Annotated in this window: 22 protein-coding genes and 1 pseudogene; 12 read left to right on the forward strand and 11 right to left on the reverse strand. The window is 67.8% G+C overall.

Translation table 11 applies throughout. The features are described 5' to 3' along the window. Nucleotides 1-2: 2 nt before the first annotated feature. The 4 genes from lptB to ACT54R_RS24450 form a co-directional block, all read right to left on the reverse strand. Entirely contained in the window at nt 3-1085 is a 1083-nt protein-coding gene (gene lptB, locus ACT54R_RS24435) for an LPS export ABC transporter ATP-binding protein (protein ID WP_476331330.1), read from the reverse strand. Nucleotides 1086-1290: 205 nt separating this feature from the next. After that, nucleotides 1291-1935: an LptA/OstA family protein gene (locus ACT54R_RS24440; protein WP_476331333.1), complete on the reverse strand. Its 645-nt coding sequence runs from the start codon at nt 1933-1935 to the stop codon at nt 1291-1293. Next, entirely contained in the window at nt 1932-2834 is a 903-nt protein-coding gene (locus ACT54R_RS24445) for a hypothetical protein (RefSeq protein WP_476331335.1), read from the reverse strand. The genes ACT54R_RS24440 and ACT54R_RS24445 overlap by 4 nt, the downstream gene beginning before the upstream one ends. Before the next feature lie 177 nt (nt 2835-3011). Beyond that, on the reverse strand, nt 3012-3632 hold the full coding sequence (locus ACT54R_RS24450) for a ribonuclease D (protein WP_476331338.1): 621 nt from the start codon (nt 3630-3632) through the stop codon (nt 3012-3014). Nucleotides 3633-3760: 128 nt separating this feature from the next. Here ACT54R_RS24450 and ACT54R_RS24455 point away from each other — a divergent pair, with 128 nt between their 5' ends. Further along, nucleotides 3761-4459 carry a CVNH domain-containing protein gene (locus tag ACT54R_RS24455; protein ID WP_476331341.1) on the forward strand — a complete coding sequence of 233 codons (699 nt, stop codon included), beginning with the start codon at nt 3761-3763 and terminating at the stop codon, nt 4457-4459. A gap of 125 nt (nt 4460-4584) precedes the next feature. Continuing rightward, entirely contained in the window at nt 4585-5727 is a 1143-nt protein-coding gene (locus ACT54R_RS24460) for a CVNH domain-containing protein (RefSeq protein WP_476331344.1), read from the forward strand. 130 nt (nt 5728-5857) lie between these two features. Here the strand turns inward: ACT54R_RS24460 and ilvD are convergent, their stop codons facing one another. After that, a complete protein-coding gene (gene ilvD, locus ACT54R_RS24465) occupies nt 5858-7711 on the reverse strand; it encodes a dihydroxy-acid dehydratase (RefSeq protein ID WP_168457235.1) in 1854 nt (617 codons plus the stop codon). A gap of 299 nt (nt 7712-8010) precedes the next feature. On the opposite strand from ilvD, the gene ACT54R_RS24470 reads away from it, so the two are divergent. After that, entirely contained in the window at nt 8011-9423 is a 1413-nt protein-coding gene (locus tag ACT54R_RS24470) for a pyridoxal phosphate-dependent decarboxylase family protein (protein WP_476331347.1), read from the forward strand. On the opposite strand, the gene ACT54R_RS24475 is transcribed toward ACT54R_RS24470, so the two are convergent. Continuing rightward, nucleotides 9412-9981, reverse strand: coding sequence for a DUF6456 domain-containing protein (locus tag ACT54R_RS24475; RefSeq protein WP_476331350.1), 570 nt, complete (start codon nt 9979-9981; stop codon nt 9412-9414). The genes ACT54R_RS24470 and ACT54R_RS24475 overlap by 12 nt on opposite strands. A gap of 1 nt (nt 9982) precedes the next feature. Continuing rightward, nucleotides 9983-10366: a helix-turn-helix domain-containing protein gene (locus ACT54R_RS24480; protein WP_476331353.1), complete on the reverse strand. Its 384-nt coding sequence runs from the start codon at nt 10364-10366 to the stop codon at nt 9983-9985. 224 nt (nt 10367-10590) lie between these two features. Here ACT54R_RS24480 and ACT54R_RS24485 point away from each other — a divergent pair, with 224 nt between their 5' ends. Beyond that, complete coding sequence (locus ACT54R_RS24485) at nt 10591-10896, forward strand: hypothetical protein (protein WP_476331356.1); 306 nt, start codon at nt 10591-10593, stop codon at nt 10894-10896. On the opposite strand, the gene cysK is transcribed toward ACT54R_RS24485, so the two are convergent. From cysK to coaBC, 4 genes are all read right to left on the reverse strand, one after another. Then, complete coding sequence (cysK, locus tag ACT54R_RS24490; RefSeq protein ID WP_476331359.1) at nt 10863-11846, reverse strand: cysteine synthase A; 984 nt, start codon at nt 11844-11846, stop codon at nt 10863-10865. The two genes, ACT54R_RS24485 and cysK, sit on opposite strands and share 34 nt — an antisense overlap. A 206-nt stretch (nt 11847-12052) precedes the next feature. Beyond that, nucleotides 12053-12493 carry an RrF2 family transcriptional regulator gene (locus ACT54R_RS24495; RefSeq protein ID WP_024281083.1) on the reverse strand — a complete coding sequence of 147 codons (441 nt, stop codon included), beginning with the start codon at nt 12491-12493 and terminating at the stop codon, nt 12053-12055. Between the two features lie 74 nt (nt 12494-12567). After that, nucleotides 12568-13032, reverse strand: coding sequence for a dUTP diphosphatase (gene dut, locus ACT54R_RS24500; RefSeq protein ID WP_476331361.1), 465 nt, complete (start codon nt 13030-13032; stop codon nt 12568-12570). Further along, nucleotides 13029-14246 carry a bifunctional phosphopantothenoylcysteine decarboxylase/phosphopantothenate--cysteine ligase CoaBC gene (gene coaBC, locus ACT54R_RS24505; RefSeq protein WP_476331403.1) on the reverse strand — a complete coding sequence of 406 codons (1218 nt, stop codon included), beginning with the start codon at nt 14244-14246 and terminating at the stop codon, nt 13029-13031. Before coaBC ends, dut begins: the two co-directional genes overlap by 4 nt. A 293-nt stretch (nt 14247-14539) precedes the next feature. On the opposite strand from coaBC, the gene ACT54R_RS24510 reads away from it, so the two are divergent. From ACT54R_RS24510 to ACT54R_RS24545, 8 genes and pseudogenes are all read left to right on the forward strand, one after another. Further along, nucleotides 14540-16924: a putative bifunctional diguanylate cyclase/phosphodiesterase gene (locus tag ACT54R_RS24510; RefSeq protein WP_476331364.1), complete on the forward strand. Its 2385-nt coding sequence runs from the start codon at nt 14540-14542 to the stop codon at nt 16922-16924. Between the two features lie 332 nt (nt 16925-17256). Continuing rightward, nucleotides 17257-19035 (forward strand): nif-specific transcriptional activator NifA, encoded by a 1779-nt coding sequence (gene nifA / locus ACT54R_RS24515; protein WP_476331367.1) that lies wholly within the window; start codon nt 17257-17259, stop codon nt 19033-19035. Nucleotides 19036-19321: 286 nt separating this feature from the next. Next, nucleotides 19322-19516 (forward strand): 4Fe-4S binding protein, encoded by a 195-nt coding sequence (locus tag ACT54R_RS24520; protein WP_029555939.1) that lies wholly within the window; start codon nt 19322-19324, stop codon nt 19514-19516. 175 nt (nt 19517-19691) lie between these two features. Further along, the gene (sufB, locus tag ACT54R_RS24525) at nt 19692-21176 is read left to right on the forward strand and encodes a Fe-S cluster assembly protein SufB (protein ID WP_168457243.1); all 1485 of its coding nucleotides are present in this window, start codon (nt 19692-19694) and stop codon (nt 21174-21176) included. Nucleotides 21177-21235: 59 nt separating this feature from the next. Next, on the forward strand, nt 21236-21997 hold the full coding sequence (gene sufC, locus ACT54R_RS24530; protein ID WP_168457244.1) for a Fe-S cluster assembly ATPase SufC: 762 nt from the start codon (nt 21236-21238) through the stop codon (nt 21995-21997). Next, nucleotides 21997-23340: a Fe-S cluster assembly protein SufD gene (gene sufD, locus ACT54R_RS24535; RefSeq protein ID WP_476331370.1), complete on the forward strand. Its 1344-nt coding sequence runs from the start codon at nt 21997-21999 to the stop codon at nt 23338-23340. Before sufC ends, sufD begins: the two co-directional genes overlap by 1 nt. Before the next feature lie 3 nt (nt 23341-23343). After that, nucleotides 23344-24594: a cysteine desulfurase gene (locus ACT54R_RS24540; protein WP_476331373.1), complete on the forward strand. Its 1251-nt coding sequence runs from the start codon at nt 23344-23346 to the stop codon at nt 24592-24594. Between the two features lie 455 nt (nt 24595-25049). Next, a pseudogene (locus tag ACT54R_RS24545) lies at nt 25050-25112 on the forward strand (AAA family ATPase); the annotation flags it as partial.

The following is a 25112-nucleotide window of genomic DNA, read 5'->3' on the forward strand; positions in this document are numbered from 1 at the left end:
GCTCACAGACGGAACTCCTCGCCCAGATAGAGCCGCCGCACGTCGGGGCTGGAGACGATGGCTTCCGGATCGCCCTCCATCAGCACGGCGCCGGAATGGATGATGTAGGCGCGGTCGATGAGGCCCAGCGTCTCGCGCACATTGTGGTCGGTGATGAGCACGCCGATGCCGCGCGAGGTGAGGTGGCGCACCAGCGCCTGGATGTCGCCCACAGCGATGGGGTCGATGCCGGCGAACGGCTCGTCCAGCAGCATGAAGGCCGGCTTGGTGGCGAGGGCGCGGGCGATCTCCAGGCGCCGCCGCTCGCCGCCCGACAGGGCGATGGAGGGCGACTTGCGCACGTGGGTGATCTTGAACTCTTCAAGCAGCGCCTCGGTCTCCTCGCGGCGGCGGGCCCGGTTGGGCTCCGACACCTGGAGGACGCCCATGATGTTGTCCTCCACCGAGAGGCCCCGGAAGATGGAGGCTTCCTGCGGCAGGTAGCCGACGCCGAGGCGAGCGCGGCGATACATGGGCAAAGGCGTGATGTCGTGGCCGTCCAGCTCGATGCGGCCGGCATCGGCCTTCACCAGGCCGGTCACCATGTAGAAGCAGGTGGTCTTGCCGGCGCCGTTGGGGCCGAGCAGGCCCACCGCCTCGCCGCGGCGGACGTTCATGCTCACGTCCTTCACCACCTTGCGGCCGCCGTAGGACTTGGCGAGGCCGAAGGCGGCCAGCGCCCCGGTGGAATTGAAGGGCAGGGCGTCCCGCCCGTCGCCCGGATAGGATGCGGGATAGTCCTCGTCCGCATCGGCGTCGTCGCCATAGGTGGCATCGGGGGGCATGTAGGCGCGATGGCGGGGGTCCAGCGCGGTGCGGTCGTCATAGCCGGCGTCGGCGCGCGGATCGTCCTCCTCCCACTCGCGGGCGCCTCGTGCGCCCGCCTCGTAGGGGAGATTTTGGTGGCGTGGGTCGTGCTGACGTGGGTCGTGCTGTCTTGGGCTGTTGCTCGGATCGTGGTCGCGCGCATCCTCCGCGCCGCGGGCGCTGCCCGAGCCGGACTTTCCCCCAGACTTCGACTTGCCGAACATGGACAGGACGTTCAACGCGACCTCCGGAAAACCCGGCCCCCAGATTGGAAGGTTTAGAACGTCCCAGTCGGGGATGCAACGCCTCCATGCAAGAGGCGGGCCGATTTCAGGCGCGAGCGTTTGCCAGTTCTGCGAAAGCTGGATTAGCCGGTTGAAACAAAAGGGGAATAATTTTACTTGACAGCGGCATGACAAATGCCGGAACCGCCGCCAAGGAGGCTCAGCGCTTGGGGGGCTGCTGTCCGCCCTGTTCGGGCTTGGGCTTCTCCATGTCCTTGAAGCTGCCGGGAACGATGAGGCTCTCCACCCGGCCTCCCTCGAACTTCGAGACGCCGCTCACGAGGTCCACCACCAGCTTCTGGCCGCGGATGACATTGGGGCCCTGGGTCAGGACCACGGGCTTGCCGACCATGGTGACGGTGTTGGTCTTCATGTCGAAGACGCCGGTGTCGCCGGTGGCGGTCTGCTCCTTGGTCTTCACCACCACGCCGCCGGTGGCCTCCAGCTTCTTGATCTGGCCCTTCTGCGCCGGATCGGTGCCGGCCTGGGGAGTACCGCCGGCCTGCCCGCTCATGGAGCCCTCGTAATAGACGAGCAGGTCCTTGGAGCGCAGCGTGGTGTCGCCCTGCGTCACCAGCACGTTGCCGGAGAAGACGGCGACCTTGTCCTTGTCGCGCACCTCCAGCCCGTCGGCATTGATGCGCACCGGCTGGTCGCGGTTGCGGGCGAAGCCCTGCAGCGCGTTGGGCACGTTGGAGCTGGGCGCCTGCGCCGCAGCCGGTCCGGCGACGAGGAAGGCGGCCAGCGCCAAGGCGAGGCTCGAAACCGGAAGGCGGCCCAGGAGGGCCGTCGCATGACACATCATTGAGCAGGGACCGGGCGTCGCGGGGGAAGGGGCGCCGGCGCCAGCGCCGGGGCCGCGGGAGAGGGCGGGACCGTAACGGTTCCGGTGGCCGCCGGGGCGGGGGGCGCGGTGGGGGCCGCAACGGGCGTCGCATCGGCCGCGCGGGCCGGGGCGGTCGTCGCAGGGGTGGCGGGCGCGGCACCGGCCGGGCTGGCGCCCGCACTGGCGCCATCCGGCTTCTGGCCGGGCAGGTTGTTCAAGCGGAAATCGAGCTGCACGTGGCCCTGGAACAGTGCCCGCGCGCCGCGGTCGGTCACGTCGAGGCGGTCGGCCACCAGCTTGCCGTCGAGATAGGTGAAGACCACCGGATGGGCGGTGGCGATGGTGCCGCCCTTGATGTCCACCTCGGCGTCTTCCAGCTTGCCGCCGTAGCCGCCGTTCATGGCGAGGTCCACGCCGTCGCCGAGCGTGATGAACTGCTTCTTGGTGTCGAAGCTGCCCGTCTTGGCGTTGACGCTGGCCCAGCCCTTGTCGGCGAGTTCGAGGCGGGCCTCGATATCGGAAAGCTCGATCACGTCCGGCCGGGTGAGATCCTGCACGGCCGTCTTGGCGGTGATGCGGTAGCCGCGGTTGTCGTCGGTGAAGCCGGAGAGCTTGGGCAGCTCCATGGTCAGGCGCGAGCCGGACAGGGTGAGGTGGCCGATGTCGAACGGCAGGTCGATGGTCAGCTTGAGCCGGGACAGGATCGAGACCGTGCCGATGCCGACAATCGCCAGAATGATGGCGAGCGGCACCAGCCGCTTGATCCAGCGCACGCGGGCGCTGTGCCGCCGCGCCTTGGTGAAGTCCGGCGGGGGCGGCGGGGTGAAGGCCTCGGCCTCCCGCGCATCGAAATCGTGTGGCGGCACGTGTCGGTTCATGGCCCTGTTCCGGCGGCGGGCCTGCCCCGCTGGCGCCTCTCGTCGGCTGCACGCCCCCTGAAGCTGGCGTCCGGCGCGTCGCCCCACGCGCGGGGCACAAGGTGTCCGAAATGGCGCGCCGAGGCAAGGGCCGTGCCCAAGCCTCTGGGTTGCAACGCCTTTATCGGCGTGTGCCGGTCACGAATGGGCGAAGATGTCCTCTTCCGCCCAGCCGGAGAGGTCGAGGGCGGCGCGGGCCGGCAGGAAGGCGAAGCAGGCGGCGGCGAGCCCGGTGCGGCCCTCGCGTGCCAGCATGTCCTCCAGCTTGGCCTTCACCGCGTGCAGATGCAGCACGTCGGACGCGGCATAGGACAGCTGGGCATCGGAGAGGTCGGCGGCGCCCCAGTCCGAGCTTTGCTGCTGCTTGGAGATGTCCACGTTGAGCAGCTCCCGCAGCAGGTCCTTCAGGCCGTGGCGGTCGGTATAGGTGCGTACCAGCCGGGAGGCGATCTTGGAGCACCACACCGGCTGCGGCATCACCTTGAAGGTGTGCTGGAGCACGGCGATGTCGAAGCGGCCGAAGTGGAACAGCTTGGTCACGTTCGGGTCGGTCAGCAGCCGCACCAGATTGGGCGCGCTGCCGGGGCCGGCGCCCTGCGGGATCTGCACGAGATCGGCACTGCCGTCGCCGTTGGAGAGCTGCACCAGGCAGAGCCGGTCGCGGAACGGGTTGAGGCCCATGGTCTCGGTGTCGATGGCCACGACGGGGGAGGCCACGAAGTCCGCGGGCAGGTCGCCGCGGTGGAGGCGGATGGTCATCGGATGTCTTTTGCCTTGTTCGACCTCGGCTTTTAGCGAAGCGGCCGGCCCGTGTCGATGCTGCGCCCGGACCTGGGCCGTGCTAGAAGCGGCGCGGTTTCGACGTAACGAAAGCCTGGGGGGAAAACATGCGTTCGTTTTTGGCGACAGGCCTGCGCCTTGCGGGCCTCATTCTGGCGCTCGGCCTGATGGCCGGCACGGCGGCCGAGGCGCGGTCGGTGCCGCCCGGCAGCTATCTGCGGTCCTGCCGTGACGCGCAGGTGCGCGAAGGCGTCAACCTCGCCGCCTTCTGCGCCACCCGCAACGGCCAGTGGGTGGTGACGCGGCTCAACGACTTCCCGTCCTGCCGGGGCGACATTTCCAACCAGGACGGCCAGCTGTGGTGCCAGCGCCGCCCGGGTCCTGGTCCTGGTCCTGGTCCCGGTCCTGGCCCCGGTCCCATCCCGCCGAACCCCGGCTTCGGCCCGCCCGGCTCCTATCGCCAGAGCTGCACCCGCGTGGAGTTCCGCAACGGCGTGCTGAGCGCCTTCTGCCGCACCCGCGCCGGCAACTTCCAGCCCTCCGTTCTGAACACGCTGACCTGCCAGCCCGGAACCGACATCTCCAACCAGAACGGCCAGCTGTGGTGCCGCACCCGCCAGCAGCTTCAGCCGCCTCCGGGCTCCTACATGCGCACCTGCCGCGGCATCACCATGGGCCTCGGCGGCGTGCTGCGCGCCCAGTGCCAGCGCGTGAACGGCTCGTGGAACCCCACCGCGCTCAACATGAACAATTGCCGCAACTACCGCGACATCTCCAACCAGAACGGCAATCTCGCCTGCTTCTGAGCGGAGTGGCCTGAACGGGGAAGGGGCGCTGCGGCGCCCCTTTTCTTTTGTGCCGTAGCGGAAAGTGTCGTCGATTCCTGCTATGCCTCCTGTGGTACTTCGATGCCGATTCGGGAGGCTCCGGCATGACGTTCCGTGCAGCGCTCAGGGGTCTCGCCGGCGTGATCGCCGTGGCCGCCACCTTCACCGCGGCCCCGGCGACGGCGCAGCAAGGCGTGCCGCAGGGCAGCTATCTGGAGAGCTGCCGTCAGGTGCAGGTCCGCTGGGGGCGCGATCTCGCCGCCTTCTGCGCCACCCGCGCGGGGGAATGGGTGGTCTCGCGCCTTGATGATTTCCCCTCCTGCGACGGCGACATCGCCAACCGCAACGGCCAGCTCATCTGCAAGGAGATGCCTGCGCCGGGATCGCTCTACGGTACGCTCGCCCCGTCGCCGCCGCCGCGGCCCCAGCCGCCGGCTCCGCCGCCGGTGGTGCAGCGCCCGCCGGCCGGCTCCTACACCTCTTCCTGCCGCGACCTGAGGCTGGAAGGCAGCTGGCTCTCCGCCACCTGCCGCGACGGCTGGGGCAACTGGCGCGAGGCGGGCCTCTCCCTCACCGGCTGCCCGCTGGGCGCCGACATCGCCAATGTGGAGGGTCGGCTCGCCTGCCGCTCCTTCACCTCCCAGCACGCCGGGGACTATCCCCCGCCCGGCTCCTACCAGGAGACCTGCCGGGACGTGTCGCTCGACTCCGGCACCCTGCGCGGCACCTGCCTCAGCCGCCGTGGCGCGTGGCTCGCCTCCTCGCTCTATCTCTCCTGGTGCAGCAATCGGGAGGTGGTGAATGACGACGGCATCCTGCGCTGCGCCTCCTCCACCGCGTCGTCCGGCTCCGGCTGGAACACCACGCCGGTGCCCTACGGTTCCTATCGCTCCACCTGCCGGGACGTGAGCGTGAGCGGCGGCTTCCTGCGCGCCATGTGCCAGGACCGCGGCGGCACCTTCCGCACTTCGGTGCCGCTCCAGCTCTCCCAGTGCCTGCAGGGGGCGGACATCTATAACGACAACAGCGACCTGCGTTGCTCGCGCGGCGGCTCGTCGGGCTTCAGCGACCGTCCCCCGCCCGGCTCCTACATGGCGAGCTGCCGCGAGATCCGCGTGGTGGCCGGGTGGCTGAAGGCCTCCTGCCAGGACCGCAACGGCCGCTGGTCGGAAGCCACCACCGCCGTCTCCTGGTGCAGCCCCGGCCGTGACATCGCCAACGACAACGGCCGCCTCACCTGCCGGTGAGACGGCCGTTGCGTCCTCCGCTTGACCGGAGGACCCATCGTGATGTTTGCCCCCGCGCTCCAAGGTTTTGTCGCAGCCGCTGGATGGGCCCCCGGTCAAGCCGGAGGGCGGCGGCGGTTGCGACGAACGCTCAGCGCCGGATGCTGTTCACGTCGCGCACCGCGCCGCGGGCGGCGGAGGTGGTGAGCGCCGCGTAGGCCTGGAGCGCCTGGGAGACGACGCGCTTGCGGTTCTCGGGCTTCCAGGCGGCGGCGCCCTTGGCTTCCATCTTCGCGCGGCGCTCGGCCAGCACCTCGTCCGACACCGCCACGCGGATGATGCGGTTCGGGATGTCGATCTCGATGGTGTCGCCCTCGTCCACGAGGCCGATGGCGCCACCTTCCGCCGCTTCCGGCGAGACGTGGCCGATGGACAGGCCCGAGGAGCCGCCCGAGAAGCGCCCGTCGGTGACGAGGGCGCAGAGCTTCCCGAGGCCCTTCGACTTCAGATAGGAGGTCGGGTAGAGCATCTCCTGCATGCCCGGCCCGCCGCGCGGTCCCTCATAGCGGATCAGCACCACGTCGCCGGGCTGGATGCGCCCGGTGGAGAGAATGGCCTCCACCGCCGCGTCCTGGCTCTCGAAGATGCGGGCCTTGCCGGTGAAGGTGAGGTTGGAAGCGTCCACGCCCGCCGTCTTCACGATGCAGCCGTCCAGCGCGATGTTGCCGTAGAGCACGGCGAGGCCGCCGTCCTTGGAATAGGCGTGCTCCACGTCGCGGATGACGCCGGCTTCGCGGTCGAGGTCGAGGTCGTCGTAGCGGCGGGACTGGCTGAACGCCACCTGGGTGGGCACCCCGCCGGGGGCGGCGCGGTAGAAGGTGGCGACGCTCTCGCTCTTGGTGCGCTTCACGTCCCAGCGGTCCAGCGCGTCAGCCATGGTCGGTGCGTGGACGGTGGGGAGGTCGGTGTGGATGAGGCCGCCGCGATCCAGCTCGCCGAGGATGGCCATGATGCCACCGGCGCGATGCACGTCCTCCATGTGGATGTTGGCCACCGCCGGCGCGACCTTGCACAGCACCGGCACCTTGCGCGACAGACGGTCGATGTCGGCCATGGTGAAGGGCACTTCGCCCTCGTTGGCGGCGGCCAGCAGGTGCAGCACCGTGTTGGTGGATCCGCCCATGGAGATATCGAGCGTCATGGCGTTCTCGAACGCCTTGAACGAGGCCACGGCGCGCGGCAGCACGCCGGCATCGTCCTGCTCGTAATAGCGGCGGGCGAGGTCCACGATGAGGTGGCCGGCCTCCACGAACAGCCGCTCGCGGTCGGCGTGGGTGGCGAGCACCGAGCCGTTGCCCGGCAGCGCGAGGCCCAGCGCCTCGGTGAGGCAGTTCATGGAATTGGCGGTGAACATGCCGGAGCAGGAGCCGCAGGTGGGGCACGCGGAGCGCTCCATCACCGTCACGTCGGCGTCCGACACCTTGTCGTCGGCGGCCGAGATCATGGCGTCGATGAGGTCCACCTTCCGCTCGCCGGTGGAGAGCAGCACCTTGCCGGCCTCCATGGGGCCGCCGGAGACGAACACGGCCGGGATGTTGAGGCGCATGGCGGCCATCAGCATGCCGGGGGTGATCTTGTCGCAATTGGAGATGCAGACCATGGCGTCCGCGCAGTGCGCGTTGACCATATATTCCACGCTGTCGGCGATGATCTCGCGCGACGGCAACGAATAGAGCATCCCGTCGTGGCCCATGGCGATGCCGTCATCCACCGCGATGGTGTTGAATTCCTTGGCGACGCCGCCGGCCTTCTCGATCTCGCGCGCCACCAGCTGGCCGAGGTCCTTCAGGTGGACGTGGCCCGGCACGAACTGGGTGAAGGAGTTCACCACCGCGATGATCGGCTTGCCGAAATCGCCGTCCTTCATGCCGGTGGCGCGCCACAGGCCGCGGGCGCCGGCCATGTTGCGGCCGTGGGTGGACGTGCGGGAGCGGTATTGGGGCATATCCTCGCGGGCCTCGTTCTTGCGTCGCGCCGTGCGCATTCGGGCGCGTCTTGTGGTCGTGTCTGTGGTCTTCTCGGGCTCTGCGGCGACGGGCGGCGGGCCGCCTGCATCCGGAGCTTTCGCGCCGTCTTAGTGCGCCGGAGCCTCCGGGGAAAGCCCTTTCCCCAGAGACACTAGCATGGCGAAGGGCCGGCGGCGGACACGAAGGCGGGAGGGCAAGCCGTCCCGCCCAAGCTGTCGCGTTTGCCACCGCGGTGAAGTCGGCTATGTCCCCCCTCGGGTAGTGACGAGGACCGAAGATGGACGGGGACACCTTCCGCCACTGGGCGCACGAGGCGGCAACCTTCGCGGCGGACTATCGCGAGACGCTGCGGGATCAGCCCGTCCGCGCCCGCACGAAGCCCGGCGAGATCGCGGCCCAGCTTCCGGAAAGCCCGCCGGAAGAGGCAGAGCCTATGGATGCGCTGTTCGAGGATTTCCGCCGCATCATCGTGCCGGGCATGACCCATTGGCAGCACCCGCGCTTCTTCGCCTACTTCCCCGCAAACGCCAGCCCCGCCAGCGTGATCGCGGAGATGCTCTCCTCGGCCATGGGCGCGCAGTGCCTGCTGTGGCAGACCTCGCCCGCCGCCACCGAGCTGGAAGGCGTGGTGCTGGACTGGCTGCGCCAGGCGGTGGGCCTGCCGGCGGATTTCACGGGGGTGATCCAGGATTCCGCCTCCTCCGCCACCCTCTGTGCCTTCCTCACCATGCGGGAGCGGGCACTCGGCTTCACCGGCAATGCCACCGGCCTGTCGGGGCGGGAGCGGCTGCGGGTCTATGCCTCAGCGGAAGTTCATACCTCCATCGACCGGGCGGCGTGGGTGTCGGGCATCGGCCATGACAACCTCATCCGGATACCGACGGCGGGGCCGCTGCGGGGCATGGACCCGGCCGCTCTGGAGGCCGCCATCGCCGCCGACCGCGCCGCCGGGCACCGGCCGGCCGGACTCGTGCTGTGCATCGGTGGAACCGGCACCGGCGCCATGGATTCGGCACCTGAACTCATCCGAATCGCGCACCGGCATGGCCTGTTCGTTCATGTCGATGCCGCCTGGGCCGGCACGGCGATGATCTGCCCCGAGTTCCGGGATTTGTGGGCGGGGGTGGAAGCGGCGGACAGCATCGTGCTCAATCCGCACAAATGGCTGGGCGTGCAGTTCGATTGCTCTGCCCATTACATCAGGAGCGTGGACGACCACCTGCGCACCCTGTCCATCCAGCCGGAATATCTGAAGACCCACGGCCACGACGACATCACCAACTACAGCGAATGGACGCTCCAGCTCGGCCGCCGCTTCCGCGCGCTGAAGCTTTGGTTTGTCCTGCGGGCGCATGGACTTAACGGTCTTCGGGAGATGATGCGCAACCATGTGCGCTGGTCGCAGGGGCTGGCCGCGCGGCTGGCGCAGGAGCCCGGCTTCTCGCTCGCGAGCACGCCGGTGCTCTCCCTCTTCACCTTCCGCCACGACCCCGGCGACGGGCGCGACCTCGACGCCCACATGCTGGCGATCCTGACCGCCATCAACGACGGCGGCGCCCTCTATCTCACCCCCACCCGGATCGACGGGCATCTCGCTATCCGCTTCCAGGCGGGGGCGATGGAGACCACGGAAGGCGACGTGGCCGCCGCCTTCCAGATTATTTGCGAGACAGCCAAGTCATTGTCCTGACTGCGATTCGGCTTCCACTGCCTCGGGCGCCTGCCAGGCGCGGGTCGGCGCCCGGTTGCGTCCAGTCGCAGCGGCGGAGAGGCCGTAATGGGCGGCGAGGCGGTCGAGGGCGAGGCAGAGCACCACCTTGGCGGTGCGCGCCGGCCATCCCCGCTCCCGCTCCACCGTCTCCAACCCCTTGAGAAAGCAGCAGACGTCCAGCAGAACGCCGGACAATTCCGGCCCCACCGCCGTGAGCGCGCGGGTGACCCGGAGCTTGGCCGCCAGCACCATGTCTGTGAAGGCTTCCGGCGTGCCGGCCCCCGACACCTCGCTCCAGCGGCTGGTGACGCGGGGCGTCAGATTGGCCCGGGTGAAATCAGCTCTCAGCCGTTCCCCCGCCTGCAACTGGGCCGCATCCACCATGGCGCGGCCGTCCTTGCCCTGCCGCCGCGCCAGCCAAGCGAGGGGGCTTTCCGCCGGATTGAAGCCCGGCGCGTCCGCCGCCGGCCGTCGCCGCCCTTGGCTGGAAGGCTTTGATTTTACGGGCGATTCGTGTGCCGGTCCGGAGGTGGCCATGTCACGCCTCCGCCGCCCAGCGCAGACAGGATTCCAGCCGGCCGACCTTCTGATCGAAGGCCACGGCATCCCGCAATTCCTCGATGCGCCGGCAGGCATGGGCGACCGTCGAGCGATCCCGGCCGAAGGCCGCCGCCACCGCCGCCTGCGGCAGCCCCAGCCCCACGTGGGCGAGGTACATGGCGAGCTGCCGCGCGAGGGCGACAGGTGCGGTCGAGCGTTTGTGCGCCAGCAAGGCTTCCACGGTCATTCCGGCATCGGCCGCAGCCATTGCGACGGCCAGATGGCAGCAGGGTTTCAGCCCGGGCCGGGGATACCCGCGCGAGGCGTGGACAGAGGCGGAAGGGCGGGAGGCCGAGGGGGCGGCGGCGGGCAAGGGGCTCATGGGAAACGCTCACTGTAGGTAAAAATTCCTACATCAATCATCCGCTCTTGCAAGAGGAGGCGGATAGAGCGTGCAACCACCGTTTGTATCTCACCGACAGAAAATTCAATAGAAACAGCAATATATGCCACTTGTCGCGAGGCATGCCCAAGCTCGCGAAATAGGAATTTATCCTCCTGTCTCCCGCGCCGCTCCAGCATCGGCCGGGATCTGGAGGAACCGGCATGGGTGGTGCAGATGGGAAGGACAGGCGGGCGCACGCCTTCGCGGCGGAGGCGGCCGATGCGCAGGTGGGGCGGTTGATGCGAGGGCTCGAGGTGTTCTGCGAGGGGCCGGCGGGCATCGCCCGCGCCCTGCGTCATGCCCGAAAGGCGGCGCGGGCCGGAGGCACCGGCTATGACCCGGCGCGCCATGCCGCGCTGCTGCGGCTCCAGCGGCTTGGGCAGAAAGCAGTTTTCGCCCGCGCCCTGGCCGGTGCCGGGGCGCGGGCAGAGGCTCAGAGGCCTTCGAACAGCGCGGTGGAGAGGTAGCGCTCGGCGAACGAGGGGACGATGGCGACGATGGTCTTGCCGGCCATGTCCTCCCGCGCCGCCAGTTCCAGCGCGGCCGCCACGGCGGCGCCGGAGGAGATGCCGCCGGGAATGCCTTCGTAGCGAGCGAGGGCGCGGGCGGTGTCGAAGGCGGTCTGGTTGCCCACCGTCACCACCTCGTCGATGATCGAGCGGTCGAGCACCTCCGGCACGAAGCCAGCGCCGATGCCCTGGATCTTGTGGGGGCCGGGAGGGCCGCCGGAGAGCACCGGGGAATCCTCCGGCTCCACCGCGATCATCTTGAGCGAGGCCTTGCGGGGCTTCAGCACCTGGCCGATGCCGGTGATGGTGCCGCCGGTGCCGACGCCGGCCACCACGGCGTCCACCTTGCCGTTGGTGTCGTTCCAGATCTCCTCGGCCGTGGTGCGGCGGTGCACCTCGGGGTTCGCCTTGTTCTTGAACTGCTGGGGCATCACCGCCTTCGGCGTCTCGGCGATGATCTGCTCGGCGCGCGCCACGGCGCCCTTCATGCCGAGGTTGGCGGGGGTCAGCACCAGCTCGGCGCCGAGCAGGGTGAGCATCTTGCGGCGCTCGATGGACATGCTCTCGGGCATAACCAGGATGAGCCGGTAGCCCCGGGCGGCCGCGACGAAGGCGAGGGCGATGCCGGTGTTGCCCGAGGTCGGCTCCACGAGAACCGTGTCGGCATCGAGCACGCCGGCCTGTTCCATCGCGTCGATCATGGCGACGCCGATGCGGTCCTTCACGCTGTTGATGGGGTTGAAGAATTCGAGCTTGGCGAGGATGTCCGCCTTGGCTCCGCGCAGTTCGGGCAGCCGCTTGAGCCGCACCAGCGGCGTGTTGCCGATGGTCTCGGTGATGGAATCATAGACCCGACCCCGGCCCACGAGGGGGGCGGAGGACACGATCTTGGCGGCAGGTTGTGCCATGGGCGATCTCCTTCTTGTCTCGTCTCGTGCGCTGCGGGCGGGCCGTGGGGTCCGGGTGCGCCGGCGCAGCTTCGGGCAGCTTGGTCGGGGATGATCCTCGAAGGCGGGGAGCGCTCTTCCCCGAAGGGGAACTCTCGCGCGCTGAAATAGACCTCTTTTCTGCCTCCGGGTCGATCCCGGATCGGCGGTCCGGCCGGAGGCCGGTGTCAGATGGCGAAGTCGATCCTCTCGTGCTCGGAGCCGTGGCCCTTGTCGTCGGCGGCGCGGCAGAGGTCTTCCAGCGTCACGCCATCGAGGGCGGTGTCGAACGTGTCCTCGGCCGCGGCCACGGCCGGCTGCACCACTTCCGTCACCAGCGGCGGCAGGATGATCTCCTTCTCCTCCTCGGCGCCCTCGACCACCCGCACGATCTCGGCCACGGACACCCGGCGGCGTTCCCGCGCCAGCTCGTAGCCGCCGCGCGGGCCGCGCACGCCCTTCAGGACGCCGGCATGGACGAGGGCCTGCAGCACCGGCTCCAGCCGGCGGGGGGGAAGTCCGTGGCGGGCGGCCAGGGCCTTGGCGGCAACCGGCGCGCCGCGGGCGTGGACGGCCACATCCACCACGGCGGCGATGGCGAGGAGGCTCTTGTCGGAAAGGCGCGGCATCGGAGGAACGGCTTCCTTTAAGGACGGGCTTCTCGAAAGGCGAGGTTGCTCCCTGCCGTCCACCGACGGCTAAATCACGTGGAACCGAGGCCTGTTGATCCAAAACCACCGGAACCGCGTGCAGTTTGGCTCAATTCTCCGATTTCTTCCAGCATTATTTGAACCACGGGCGCCACCACGATCTGCGCGATCCGCATGCCCCGGCTGATTTCCACGCTCTCACGCCCATGGTTGACGAGCAGGACGGCGATCTCACCCCGGTAATCGCAATCCACGGTGCCCGGGGCATTCAACACCGTGACCCCGTGGTTCTTGGCGAGGCCCGAACGCGGCCTCACCTGCGCCTCGTAGCCGTCCGGCAAGGCGACGGCGAAGCCGGTGGGGATGGCGGCGCGGTCGCCCGGCGCCAGCACAAGCGGCGCGTCGGCCGGCAGGGCGCAGGCGAGGTCCATGCCGGCGGCGCCGGGGGTCGCGTAAGCGGGCAAAGGCAAGCCGGCGGCATGGGGCAGGCGCTGAATCTTCACAGGGGGCGGTGTCACGGATGGGTTCCCGAGAGTTCGTCGGCGATGCGGGTGACGAGGTGGCGGGCGACCTCGGCCTTGGTGGCCGAGGGCCAATCCTCCACGCCGGCGGCGGTGACGAGGTGCACGGTGTTGCTGTCGCCGCCCATGATGCCGGTGGCGGGGGACACGTCATTGGCGACGATCCAGTCGCAGCCCTTGCGCACGCGCTTGTCCCGCGCATGCGCCACCACCTGCTCGGTTTCCGCCGCAAAACCGACCACCAGGCGCGGACGCAGGGTGTGGTGGCGCGAGACCGAGGCGAGGATGTCGGGATTCTCCACCAGCGTCAGGGTGGGCGCGCCGCCACCGTCCTTCTTGATCTTCTGCTCCGAAGCGTCGGCCACCCGCCAGTCGGCGACTGCCGCGGCGAAGACGGCGGCGTCCACGGGCAGATTCTCTTCCACCGCCGCCAGCATGTCGCGGGCGCTCTCCACGTGGATCACCCGCACGCCCGTAGGATCCGGAACTTCGGCCGGGCCGGAGACCAGCACGACCTCGGCTCCGGCGGCGCGGGCCGCGGCGGCGATCGCATGGCCCTGCTTGCCCGAGGAGCGGTTGGCGATATAGCGCACCGGGTCGATGGGCTCATGGGTCGGGCCCGAGGTGACGAGGATCCGGCGGCCGGCGAGCCGCCGGGACGCGCCTTCGCCGAAATGAGCTTCGATGGCGGCGAGGATCTCCATCGGCTCCGCCATGCGGCCCTCGCCAAACTCGTCCCGCTCGGCCATGGCGCCCGAATTGGGGCCCACCACCGAGATGCCGTCGGCCCTCAACTGGGCCACGTTCCGGCGTGTTGCGGGGTGCGCCCACATGCGCGGATTCATGGCCGGGGCCACAAGCACCGGCTTGTCGGTGGCGAGCAGGCAGGTGGCGGCGAGGTCGTCGGCAAGGCCGTGCGCCATGCGGGCGAGCAGGTCGGCGGTGGCCGGCGCCACCACGAGGAGGTCCGCCTCCCGCGAGAGGCGGATGTGGCCGATATCGTGCTCGGCGGTGAGATCGAACAGGTCGGTGAACACCCGTTCGCCGGTGATCGCGCCCACCGAAAGCGGCGTCACGAATCGCCCGGCCGCCTCGGTCATGATGGCGCGGACCGTGGCGCCGCGCTCCTTCAGGCGGCGCACCAGATCGAGGCACTTGTATGCGGCAATGCCCCCTCCGATGAGGAGGAGGATGCGCTTGTCCTTCAGCATCTGCGGCTCCATTGGCGTCGTCCTGTCGCAGTACAGCACGCCGTGGCCGCCATGCAACGCGCCCGGCCTGCGAGCTGGATCGGGAGCGCGACGGGTGCGAATCGTAATTCTGCAGCCCAGAGTAGTTTCCGGATGTATCGCTACCCGAAATTACATTTCCGGCACCTTCGGCCTGTCGAGCCATGGGGCCGTAAAGAACGTGCGAAGAAAATCGTGGCCGGCGGTACGATTACGCCCCGTTCGCCCGTGCCGCGTGCTGGCGCCGCGCGGAACTGGCCATTAGAATCCGTCACATGAGAGGTATCACGGGCCAGGTCGGAAACTCGGACGGAGCTGGAGGCGCGGAAGACGTTCGTCTTCGCGCATTCGGCGGCGAGTTCGTCGACGGGGCCGTGGAGCAGCAATTTAGGGTCGCCTGCCTCGAAGAGGCGCGGCGCCACGGGCGTTTCCTGTTCGCCGCCTCGGTCATCCTCAATGCCTTGTTCCTGATGAGCGACTGGCGATTCGCCGGAACCGCGCATTTCGTGGTGGCGGTCAGCGCGCGTTTCGCGGTCGTCGCGTTGTCGCTGTTCTGCCTGGTGGCGGTGCAGATAGCGACGACGCCGGGGCGGATGACCGCCATCTACCTCGTGTGGCTCTGGGGCATATCGGCAGCCATTGCGGTGCTGGTGAGTTCGCACAGCGACCTTGCCCTGTTCGTGGTGATGCTGCTGCCAACGGTCTTCTACCTGGCGGTGCCCATCCCGTTCGGCTGGCTTGTGTCCGGCGGGTTCGGGGCCAGTGCGCTGCTGCTCTTCGGCTATCTCGACCGTTCGACGGGCTGGCAGATGGGCGTGGGCCTCGCCCTCGCGGTGGCGGTCCTCAATACCATGCTGGCCCTCATCGCGGCCCGCGCCAACCGGACGGAGCGGCGCTTCTGGTCGGTGGTGCGTGCCGAGCGCGAGGCCAACGAGAAACTCCGGGCCAGCGAGGACATCCTGGAGAATACGTTCCAGGCGGTGCCGATTCCGCTGGTCGTCGCGCGACTGGACGACGGCCGGCACATCAAGTCCAACGAGGCCGCGCGCCGCTTCTACGGCGGGACGCTCGACCTGCCCGACGGCGGGGGCCTGTGCGACGCGGCGCTCGGTGGCAAGGATGCCCACTCCCTTCGTGATCGCCTGCGCCGCGATGGCATCGCCACCGAGTTTGAAACCACGGTGACGCTCGCCGACGGCGAGGAGCGGCAGGTCGTGCTGGCAGCCGCGGTGACGCCCTCCGGCCCCGCGCCCAATCTCGTCGCCGCGCTGGTGGACGTCACCGACCGCCGCGCCGCAGAACGCCAGGCGCGCTATGCGGCAAGCCACGATGCCCTGACCGGCCTGCCCAACCGTGCCGCCTTCCACGAGGGACTGGAGGCCGCGCTCGCCCGCCGCAAGCCGGGGCAGGGCATCTGCGTGCTGCTAATGGACCTCGACGGACTCAAGGACGTCAACGACACCCTGGGCCACGATGCGGGCGACGCCGTGCTCATGGAGACGGCGCACCGGCTCGACGCCCTCATCGACCAGCCGGCGCTGATCGCGCGGCTCGGAGGCGACGAGTTCGTCTGCGCCGTCGAGGGGCCGGACCCGGTCGGGCTCGGCCGCCGCCTGGCCCAGAGCGTCCTCGCCGAGCTGCGCCGGCCGCTGCTGCATGCGGGCCGGCATTTCTCCACGCGGGCCAGCATCGGCATCGCCGCCTGTCCCGAGCATGATTGTAGCTACGGCGAGCTGATGAAGGACGCCGACCTCGCGCTCTATGCCGCCAAGCAGCAGGGGCGTAACCGCGTGGTCGTCTATGCCCCGGCCATGCGCCAGGCCGTGCTGGAACGGGTGGCGCTGAACCGGGCCATGATCGGCGCCCTCGCCGACGACGAGATCGTGCCCTACTACCAGCCCAAGGTTTCCCTCACCACGGGGCGCCTCGCCGGGGTGGAGGCGCTGGTGCGCTGGCGGCGCTCGCCGCACAGCATCCTCTCGCCCTCCGCCTTCGAGGCTGCGCTGTCGGACCCCGAACTCGCGGTGCTGATCGGCGAGCGCATGGTGCGCCGGGTGGCGAGCGACGTTCGCGGTTGGATCGAGCTTGGCTACGACTGCGGGCGTGTCGCCATCAACCTCGCGCCCGCCCAGTTCACCAACCGCGACCTCGCGCCCACCCTGTTGCGCCAGTTCCACGCCGCGGGCGTCGAGCCGTCGCATTTCGACGTGGAGATCACCGAGACCGTCTTCCTCGGGCGCAGCTCCGACCACGTGGCGCCGATCCTCGACGAACTGAACCGCGCCGGCGTGCGCGTCGCGCTGGATGATTTCGGCACCGGCTACGCCGGCCTCATCCATCTCAAGCAATTGCCCATCGACACCATCAAGATCGACCAGAGCTTTGTGAAAGACATCGAGCGCGACGCCTTCGACACCGCCATCGTCTGTGCAGTGATCGAGCTGGGCCGCAAGCTCGGCATGCGGGTGGTGGCCGAAGGCCTCGAGACTGCCGGCCAAGCCCGCTTCCTGCGCGACAACGGCTGCGAGCTGGCGCAGGGCTTCCTCTTTTTCCGGCCCCTGGCCGCGCCGGAGATGACCGACCTGTTGCGGGCCGAGCGCCCGGACACCGCCGCCGCCCGCCTGGCCCTGTTTACAGGGGCGCCGATCGCGCAGGCGTGAGCGCGGTGGCGGGTCGTGGGTGGCGGGCCACGCTGCACTGCGAAAGGCAGTCTGCGGAAAGTTGCGGCAAGTAGAGGCGGCATGATTTCGCGCCGCGAAATCTTTTTGCCGGCGACGTGGCCAATTCGTCCCTTCTCAGACAATCCAAGGCGAAGCGGACGCCGGAAATGGCCAAGTTGTCGCAGCAAATGCGACAATTGCCGGGGGCGTGCCCAAACAAGCATCAAATCTTGCCCTCACCTTGGGCACGACATGCGAATGAAACTAAATCAAAGTGTCGCTAATCATACAAAATGGGTGGGGACGGTGCCTGGGGTGATGGAGAGAGCACCATGGTTCATCAGGAAGCGTTGCAAATCGAGCGCGAGCAGCCTCGATCTCATGTGCCCCTCGTTTCACTGAGCGACGTGGCTCTGACCGGGATCTACGAGATCTCGAAGATTCTGACGGCCCCGAATCGCCTCGAGACCACGCTTTCCAGCGTTGTTAATCTTCTGTCGTCCTTCATGCAGATGCGCCATGGCGTGATTTCGCTGCTGGAAGATGACGGCATTCCCGACATCACGGTCGGCGGCGGTTGGAACGAAGGCACCGATGCGCGTTATCGCGCGCGTCTGCCGGAAAAGGCCATCGGTCAGGTGATCGCGACCGCCGTGCCGCTGATTGCTGAGAATGTCGCCTCCCACCCGGCCTTCAGCGAGGCCGACGCGCAGGCGCTCGGCGCCAGCGAGGACACCCGCGTGTCCTTCATCGGCGTGCCGATCCGCGTCGCTTCCCGGGTGATCGGAACGCTGACCATCGACCGCGTGTGGGACGGCCGCTCCGTCTTCCGGCTCGATTCGGATGTGCGTTTCCTCACCATGGTGGCGAACCTCATCGGCCAGACGGTCCAGCTTCATCGCGTCGTCTCGCGTGACCGCGAGCGGCTGATGGCGGAAAGCGGCCGCCTGCAGAAGGAATTGTCGGAGCTGAAGCCGTCGAACGCCGGCCGCGAGCGCAAGCGCGTCTATGTGGATGGCATCATCGGCGACAGCCGCGAGATCCGCGGCCTGCTCGACAAGATCATGATCGTCGCCAAGTCCCATTCGCCGGTGTTGCTGCGCGGCGAATCGGGTACCGGCAAGGAACTGATCGCCAAGGCGATCCATGAGCTTTCGCCCCGCGCCAAGGGGCCGTTCATCAAGCTCAACTGCGCCGCGCTGCCCGAATCCGTTCTGGAATCCGAGCTGTTCGGTCATGAGAAGGGCGCCTTCACCGGTGCGGTGGGCGCGCGCAAGGGCCGCTTCGAGCTGGCTGACAAGGGCACGCTCTTCCTCGACGAGATCGGCGAGATTTCCCCCGCCTTCCAGGCGAAGCTGCTGCGTGTGCTGCAGGAGCAGGAATTCGAGCGGGTCGGCGGCAGCCACACCCTGAAGGTGAATGTGCGCGTCGTCGCCGCCACCAACAAGAACCTCGAAGAGGCGGTGGCGAAGAACGAGTTCCGTGCCGATCTATACTACCGCATCAGCGTCATCCCGGTGATCGTGCCCTCTTTGCGCGACCGGCGCGGCGACATCCCGCTCCTGGCCAACGAGTTCCTCGACCGCTTCAATCGCGAAAACGGCCGCGACCTGCACTTCAATCAGGACGCCATGGACGTGCTGATGGGCTGCGGCTTCCCCGGCAATGTGCGCGAGCTGGAGAATTGCGTGCAGCGGACGGCGACCCTCGCGCAGGGCGGCAACATCGTCGGCGACGATTTCGCCTGCCGTCACAACGAATGCCTGTCGGCGCTTCTGTGGCGCAGCCCGGCCGATGCTCCGCAGACGCGCCGCCCGATGGACATTCCCCTGCCGGTGATGCCGCCGCTTTCCCCGATCAGCGGCGAGGCGGCCAATTCCAACACCGTGCCGCGCCTGCCGCCGCTGACCGTTCCGGTTCCTGCGCCGGCGCCGGCGGTGCCGGTGCGCGCCGCGATCCCGGATGAGGACTTGTCCGAGCGAGAGCGGCTGGTGGACGCCATGGAGCGCGCCGGCTGGGTGCAGGCCAAGGCCGCGCGCCTTCTCGGCCTCACGCCCCGCCAGATCGGCTACGCCCTGAAGAAGCACGACATCGAAATCAAGCGCTTCTGATCCGCCTGGGTCGCCGTCAGCGGCCTTTGGCATCTCAACCGACGTTCGGCCCTCTCCGCACCGCGGGGAGGGCTTTTTTGTGCCCGCTGCCATTCCCCGGCGATCAGGCGGGGCGAACCGGGCGAGGCTGTCGGGCTGTCGCACTTGCGACACCGTGTCGGGTGAACGACAGCGGGGCAGGTCTTCGAACAGAAAGAATAACAATTAAAAATCAATCATTTGCCCGATGGCACGGTGCTTGAAAGAGGGTCTGCGCCTGCCAATCTGCACAGTGCGGAGCTAGCCCATGGCCTACAAGATCGTCGCGTCCCAGTGCACCGTTTGCGGTGCCTGCGAGTTCGAATGCCCGAATGCTGCCATCAGCCTCAAGCGGGACATGTATGTGATCGACCCCAAGAAGTGCACGGAGTGCGAGGGGCATTTCGACAAGCCCCAGTGCGCCGTGGTTTGCCCGGTGGAGAATACCTGCGTTCCGGCATGATGCCCGGCGGCGCCGCGGTGGGGATGTCGGCACGATCGGCTCCGCTCGGAGCCATCCCTGCTGGTCCCGGCGGGTATTCCCTCCACTGATACGAGATCGGAGCCGTTCGGGCTCCGCTCCCCACCCCCGCGCGCGGCGCCCGGCGCCGCAGCCTGACAGTTGAACGGAGGGCCCGATGGCGGCCGTACAGGACACAGTCGAACAGGTTCGCTCCATCGACGTCGACCAGTACAAATACGGATTCGAGACGCAGATCGAATCCGAAAAGGCGCCGAAGGGCCTTTCGGAAGAGGTCATCCGCTTCATCTCGGCCAAGAAGGAAGAGCCGGAGTGGATGCTGCAGTGGCGCCTCGACGCCTATGCCCGCTGGCTCACCATGCAGGAGCCGGAGTGGGCGCGCGTCAGCTACCCGCCCATCGATTATCAGGACCTCTACTATTATTCTCAGCCCAAGAAGTTCAAGGCGCCGAAGTCCCTCGATGAGGTCGATCCGGAAATCCTGAAGACTTACGAGAAGCTGGGCATCCCGCTGCGCGAGCAGGAAATCCTGGCGGGCGTGGAAATTCCCGAGGGCGAGCGGCCGAAGATCGCGGTGGACGCGGTGTTCGACAGCGTCTCGGTGGCCACCACCTTCAAGGAGGAGCTGAAGGCCGCCGGCGTGATCTTCATGCCCATCTCGGAGGCCCTGCGCGAGCATCCGGATCTGGTGAAGCAGTATCTGGGCAGCGTGGTGCCGGCGACTGACAATTACTACGCAACGCTGAACCAGGCGGTGTTCTCGGACGGATCCTTCGTTTACATCCCGCCGGGCGTGCGCTGCCCGATGGAACTCAGCACCTACTTCCGCATCAACGAGAAGAATACGGGCCAGTTCGAGCGCACCCTCATCATCGCCGACAAGGGCTCGTACGTTTCCTATCTCGAAGGCTGCACCGCGCCCATGCGCGACGAGAACCAGCTGCACGCCGCCGTGGTGGAACTGGTCGCCCTCGATGACGCCGAGATCAAGTATTCCACCGTCCAGAACTGGTACCCCGGCGATGCCGAAGGGAAGGGCGGCATCTACAATTTCGTGACCAAGCGCGGCGACTGCCGCGGCAAGAATTCCAAGATTTCCTGGACGCAGGTGGAAACCGGCTCGGCCATCACCTGGAAGTATCCGAGCTGCGTGCTGCGCGGCGAAGGCTCTTCCGGCGAGTTCTACTCCATCGCCATTTCCAACGGCCGCCAGCAGGTGGATTCCGGCACCAAGATGATCCATCTCGGCAAGAACACCACGAGCCGGATCATCTCCAAGGGCATTTCGGCCGGCAAGTCCAACAACACCTATCGCGGGCTGGTGTCGGCTCATCGCAAGGCGGCCGGAGCGCGAAATTTCACGAACTGCGACTCGCTTCTCATTGGCGACCTGTGCGGTGCGCACACCGTGCCGTACATCGAGGCGAAGAACCCCACGGCGCAGTTCGAGCACGAGGCGACCACCTCGAAGATCTCGGAAGACATGCTGTTCTACTGCATGCAGCGCGGCCTCTCGCAGGAAGATGCCGTGGCGCTCGTGGTGAACGGCTTCGTTCGCGATGTGCTCCAGCAGCTTCCCATGGAGTTCGCCGTCGAGGCGCAGAAGCTCATTTCCATCAGCCTGGAAGGCAGCGTCGGCTGACGCCTTCCATCCCTTTTCAGATCGCGTCGCCGGGCAACAATAACCAGAGGATCTTCACCATGGCTCCCCTTCTCGAAATCAAGGACCTCCATGCCGAGATCGCTGGGGGGCGCAAGATCATCAACGGGATGAACCTCACCATCAATCCCGGTGAGGTCCACGCCATCATGGGGCCGAACGGCGCCGGCAAGTCCACCCTCTCCTACGTTCTCTCCGGCAAGCCGGGCTACGAGATCACCGGGGGCGAGGTCATCTTCCGGGGCGTGAACCTGCTCGATCTGTCGCCCGACGAGCGCGCCGCGCAGGGCCTGTTCCTCTGCTTCCAGTATCCGCTGGAAATCCCCGGCGTCTCCAACATGGCGTTCCTGCACACGGCGGTGAACAGCCAGCGCAAGAAGCGCGGCGAGGTGGAGCTGACCTCCCCCGAGCTGGTGCGCAAGGTGCGCGAGCTGGGCAAGCAGCTCGGCATCGACACCGAGATGCTGAAGCGCCCGGTGAATGTCGGTTTCTCCGGTGGCGAGAAGAAGCGCAACGAGACCCTGCAGATGATGCTGCTGGAGCCCTATTTCTGCGTGCTGGACGAGGCGGATTCCGGCCTCGACATCGACGCGCTCAAGGTGGTCTCCAACGGCGTGAACGCCCTGCGCTCGCCCGAGCGCTCCATGCTGGTCATCACCCACTATCAGCGCCTGCTCGACTATATCGTGCCGGACGTGGTGCACGTGTTCAACGCCGGCCGCATCGTCCACACCGGCGGCAAGGAACTGGCGCTGGAGCTGGAAGCCACTGGCTACGCCCAGTACCAGAGCGAGGCGGCGTGATGGCCACGGCAGCCCCGGCAATCGTCCGTCCCATGAAGACCGGCGCCGAACTGGCGCTGGCCGAGACCTTCGCCGCCGTGCGCGCCAGCCTGCCGGGCGGACCTGAAGTCGCAGCCCAGCGGACCGCGGCTTTCGACACTTTCGCGGATGCCGGCCTGCCGCACCGCCGGGTGGAAAGCTGGAAATATACCGACCTGCGCGCGCTGATGCGCGATGCGAAGCCGCTGGCGCCGCTGCCGGACGCGGATGCCAAGGCGAAGGCGGTGGCTGCAGGCAGCCTGTTCTCCACGCTCGGCTTCCGCCGTCTCGTGGTGGTGAACGGCGCTTTCGTGCCGGAGCTGTCCGACCTCGCAGATCTGGAGGCCGGCCTCGCCATCACCTCCATGGCCGATGCTCTGGCCGATCCTGCGGGCCTTCCGGCGATCCATCTCGGCCGCACCGTCGCCTCGTCGGATGCCGTCCTCGCCCTCAACACCGCGCTCATGGGCGACGGCGTGGTGGTGCACGTGACCGCCGGCGCGTCGATCGCGCGGCCGGTGGAGTTGGTGTTCGTGACCACGGCGGAGACGCCGGTCGCCGCCTTCACCCGCTCGCTGGTGGTGGTGGAAGATGGCGCCAGGCTCACCCTGGTGGAGAGCCACGAGGGGCCTGCGGGCATCGCCTATCAGGTCAATACGGCCCTTGAGCTGGTGGTCGGCGCTGGTGCGTCCTTCGAGCGCATCAAGGTGACGACCGAGGGCAGCGACGCCGTGCATCTCGCCACGATGCTGGCGAAGGTGGAGGCCGACGCGACCTTCTCCAACACCTTCTTCACCACCGGCGGCGCCGTGGTGCGCAACCAGCTCCTCGTGCATCTCGCGGGCGAGAACGTGAAGGCGCACATGGGCGGCGTGAGCCTGCTCGCGGGCAAGCAGCACGCCGACACGATGCTCTCCGTCGATCATGCGGCGCTGGCCGGCGAGAGCCGCGAATCCTTCCGCGCGGTGCTGGACGGCGCCTCGCAGGACATCTTCCAGGGCAAGATCGCCGTGCGCCAGGCGGCCCAGAAGACCGATGCGCGCATGCTCAGCCGCGCGCTGCTGCTGACCGAGACGGCGGAATCCTGCAACAAGCCCGAGCTGGAGATCTTCGCCGACGACGTGCAGTGCGGCCACGGCTGCACCACCGGCACGCTCGACCAGCAGATCAAGTTCTACCTCATGGCCCGCGGCATTCCCGCCAAGGAGGCCGAGGCGCTCCTCATCCAGGCCTTCGTCGGCGAGGTGATCGACGCCATCGGCGAGGAGGGCATCCGCACCGCCCTCGCCGAGGCGACGCGCGCCTGGCTGCTGGGACGGGAGTGAAACATGACCGCTCTTCACCCCGCGGTCTCGAACGGCTCCTACGATGTGATGCGCGTGCGCGAGGATTTTCCGATCCTCGACCTCAAGGTCAACGGCAAGCCGCTGGTCTATCTCGACAACGGCGCCTCGGCCCAGAAGCCTAAGGCGGTGCTCGACCGCATCCAGCAGGTCTACACCTCCGAATACGCCAACGTGCATCGCGGCTTGCACTATCTCGCCAATGCCGCGACCGAAGCCTACGAGGGCGGCCGTCACGCGGTGCAGCGCTTCCTCAATGCCGCGCGGCCGGAAGAGATCATCTTCACCCGCAGCGCGACGGAGGCGATCAACCTCGTCGCCGCCACCTTCGGCAAGGCCCGCATCCAGGAGGGCGACGAAATCGTCCTCTCCATCATGGAGCACCACGCCAACATCGTGCCGTGGCATTTCCTGCGCGAAAACCAGGGCGCGGTCCTGAAGTGGGCGCCGGTGGACGACGAGGGCAACTTCCTCCTCGACGAATTCGAGAAGCTGCTCACGGACCGCACCAAGCTCGTCGCCATCACCCAGATGTCGAACGTGCTCGGCACCACCGTGCCGGTGAAAGAGGTGGTGAAGATCGCCCACGCGCGCGGCATCCCCGTGCTGGTAGACGGCTCGCAGGGCGCGGTCCATCTCGACGTGGATGTGCAGGACATCGACTGCGACTTCTACATCATCACCGGCCACAAGCTGTATGGCCCCACGGGCATCGGCGCGCTCTACGGCAAGTATGAGCATCTTCAGGCCATGCCGCCCTTCAACGGCGGCGGAGAGATGATCCGGGTGGTCCGGCAGGATTCGGTCACCTACGGCGACCCGCCCCACCGGTTCGAGGCGGGCACGCCGGCCATCGTCCAGGCAGCGGGTCTCGGTGCCGCGCTGGACTATATCCAGTCCATCGGCAAGGCGCGCATCCGCGCCCATGAGAATGAGTTGTGCCGCTATGCGCAGGAGCGGCTCGGCGAGCTGAACTCGGTTCGCATCATCGGCACGGCCAAGGAGAAGGGCGCCATCATCTCGTTCGAGATCGCCGGTGCCCATGCCCATGACTTTGCGACGCTGATCGACAATGACGGCATCGCCGTGCGCGCGGGTACCCACTGCGCCATGCCGCTGCTGGAGCGGTTCGGCGTCGCCGCCACCTGCCGCGCCTCGTTCGGCCTCTACAACACCCGCGAGGAAGTGGACCGCTTCGTCGCGGCGCTGAGCAAGGCGCAGGAGCTGATCGGCTGACGCCGGAGCGAGACCTCTGTTTGATGGACAGCAACGGGCCGGCATCGCCGGCCCGTTTTGCGTCGCCCGATGCCATGTCGAACAGGAGGGTCGAAAACGCGACAGGTCGGCGGGACCAGCCATTGTCGGGTTTCGACAGGCCGGATCGCCGGCTCGGGAGTGTCCTGTTTCAAACAGCCCTAAACTGGCGTGTCAGCCGCAAAACCCGTGTGTCGGGTTTTGAACATGCCCGACGTGTTTCTGTAAGTAGTTGTTATAAAAAGAAAAAATCGCCTGAAAATCGCTGGCACAGTCGTTGCTACTCCCCTGTCAGGCGCCAGGCTGCTGGCTGGTGGGCTCCGGAAGGGCCCCGTCCGCATCCGCGCCTGAGTGCAACGTCCCCGGACAGATCCGCGTCCTGCGCACCGGTCCGGAGACCACCGAATCCTCGTTTTGAAGGTTCGAAGGAGAGCAAGATGGCTTCGCTGCGACAGATCGCGTTTTACGGCAAGGGTGGCATCGGCAAGTCCACCACGTCC

The organism is Xanthobacter sp. DMC47 (assembly GCF_056313845.1).

Coding starts and splice junctions, on each gene's coding strand:
- ACT54R_RS24495 (WP_024281083.1), bottom strand. CDS start 12,493: ATGCCGCGCCTTTCCGACAAGAGCCTCCTCGCCATCGCCGCCGTGGTG.
- ACT54R_RS24460 (WP_476331344.1), top strand. CDS start 4,585: ATGACGTTCCGTGCAGCGCTCAGGGGTCTCGCCGGCGTGATCGCCGTG.
- ACT54R_RS24440 (WP_476331333.1), bottom strand. CDS start 1,935: ATGATGTGTCATGCGACGGCCCTCCTGGGCCGCCTTCCGGTTTCGAGC.
- coaBC (WP_476331403.1), bottom strand. CDS start 14,246: ATGCTGAAGGACAAGCGCATCCTCCTCCTCATCGGAGGGGGCATTGCC.
- ACT54R_RS24480 (WP_476331353.1), bottom strand. CDS start 10,366: ATGAGCCCCTTGCCCGCCGCCGCCCCCTCGGCCTCCCGCCCTTCCGCC.
- ACT54R_RS24540 (WP_476331373.1), top strand. CDS start 23,344: ATGACCGCTCTTCACCCCGCGGTCTCGAACGGCTCCTACGATGTGATG.
- ACT54R_RS24485 (WP_476331356.1), top strand. CDS start 10,591: ATGGGTGGTGCAGATGGGAAGGACAGGCGGGCGCACGCCTTCGCGGCG.
- ACT54R_RS24470 (WP_476331347.1), top strand. CDS start 8,011: ATGGACGGGGACACCTTCCGCCACTGGGCGCACGAGGCGGCAACCTTC.
- ACT54R_RS24475 (WP_476331350.1), bottom strand. CDS start 9,981: ATGGCCACCTCCGGACCGGCACACGAATCGCCCGTAAAATCAAAGCCT.
- ilvD (WP_168457235.1), bottom strand. CDS start 7,711: ATGCCCCAATACCGCTCCCGCACGTCCACCCACGGCCGCAACATGGCC.
- nifA (WP_476331367.1), top strand. CDS start 17,257: ATGGTTCATCAGGAAGCGTTGCAAATCGAGCGCGAGCAGCCTCGATCT.
- ACT54R_RS24510 (WP_476331364.1), top strand. CDS start 14,540: ATGAGAGGTATCACGGGCCAGGTCGGAAACTCGGACGGAGCTGGAGGC.
- sufD (WP_476331370.1), top strand. CDS start 21,997: ATGGCCACGGCAGCCCCGGCAATCGTCCGTCCCATGAAGACCGGCGCC.
- cysK (WP_476331359.1), bottom strand. CDS start 11,846: ATGGCACAACCTGCCGCCAAGATCGTGTCCTCCGCCCCCCTCGTGGGC.
- sufB (WP_168457243.1), top strand. CDS start 19,692: ATGGCGGCCGTACAGGACACAGTCGAACAGGTTCGCTCCATCGACGTC.
- ACT54R_RS24445 (WP_476331335.1), bottom strand. CDS start 2,834: ATGAACCGACACGTGCCGCCACACGATTTCGATGCGCGGGAGGCCGAG.
- ACT54R_RS24520 (WP_029555939.1), top strand. CDS start 19,322: ATGGCCTACAAGATCGTCGCGTCCCAGTGCACCGTTTGCGGTGCCTGC.
- ACT54R_RS24450 (WP_476331338.1), bottom strand. CDS start 3,632: ATGACCATCCGCCTCCACCGCGGCGACCTGCCCGCGGACTTCGTGGCC.
- ACT54R_RS24455 (WP_476331341.1), top strand. CDS start 3,761: ATGCGTTCGTTTTTGGCGACAGGCCTGCGCCTTGCGGGCCTCATTCTG.
- sufC (WP_168457244.1), top strand. CDS start 21,236: ATGGCTCCCCTTCTCGAAATCAAGGACCTCCATGCCGAGATCGCTGGG.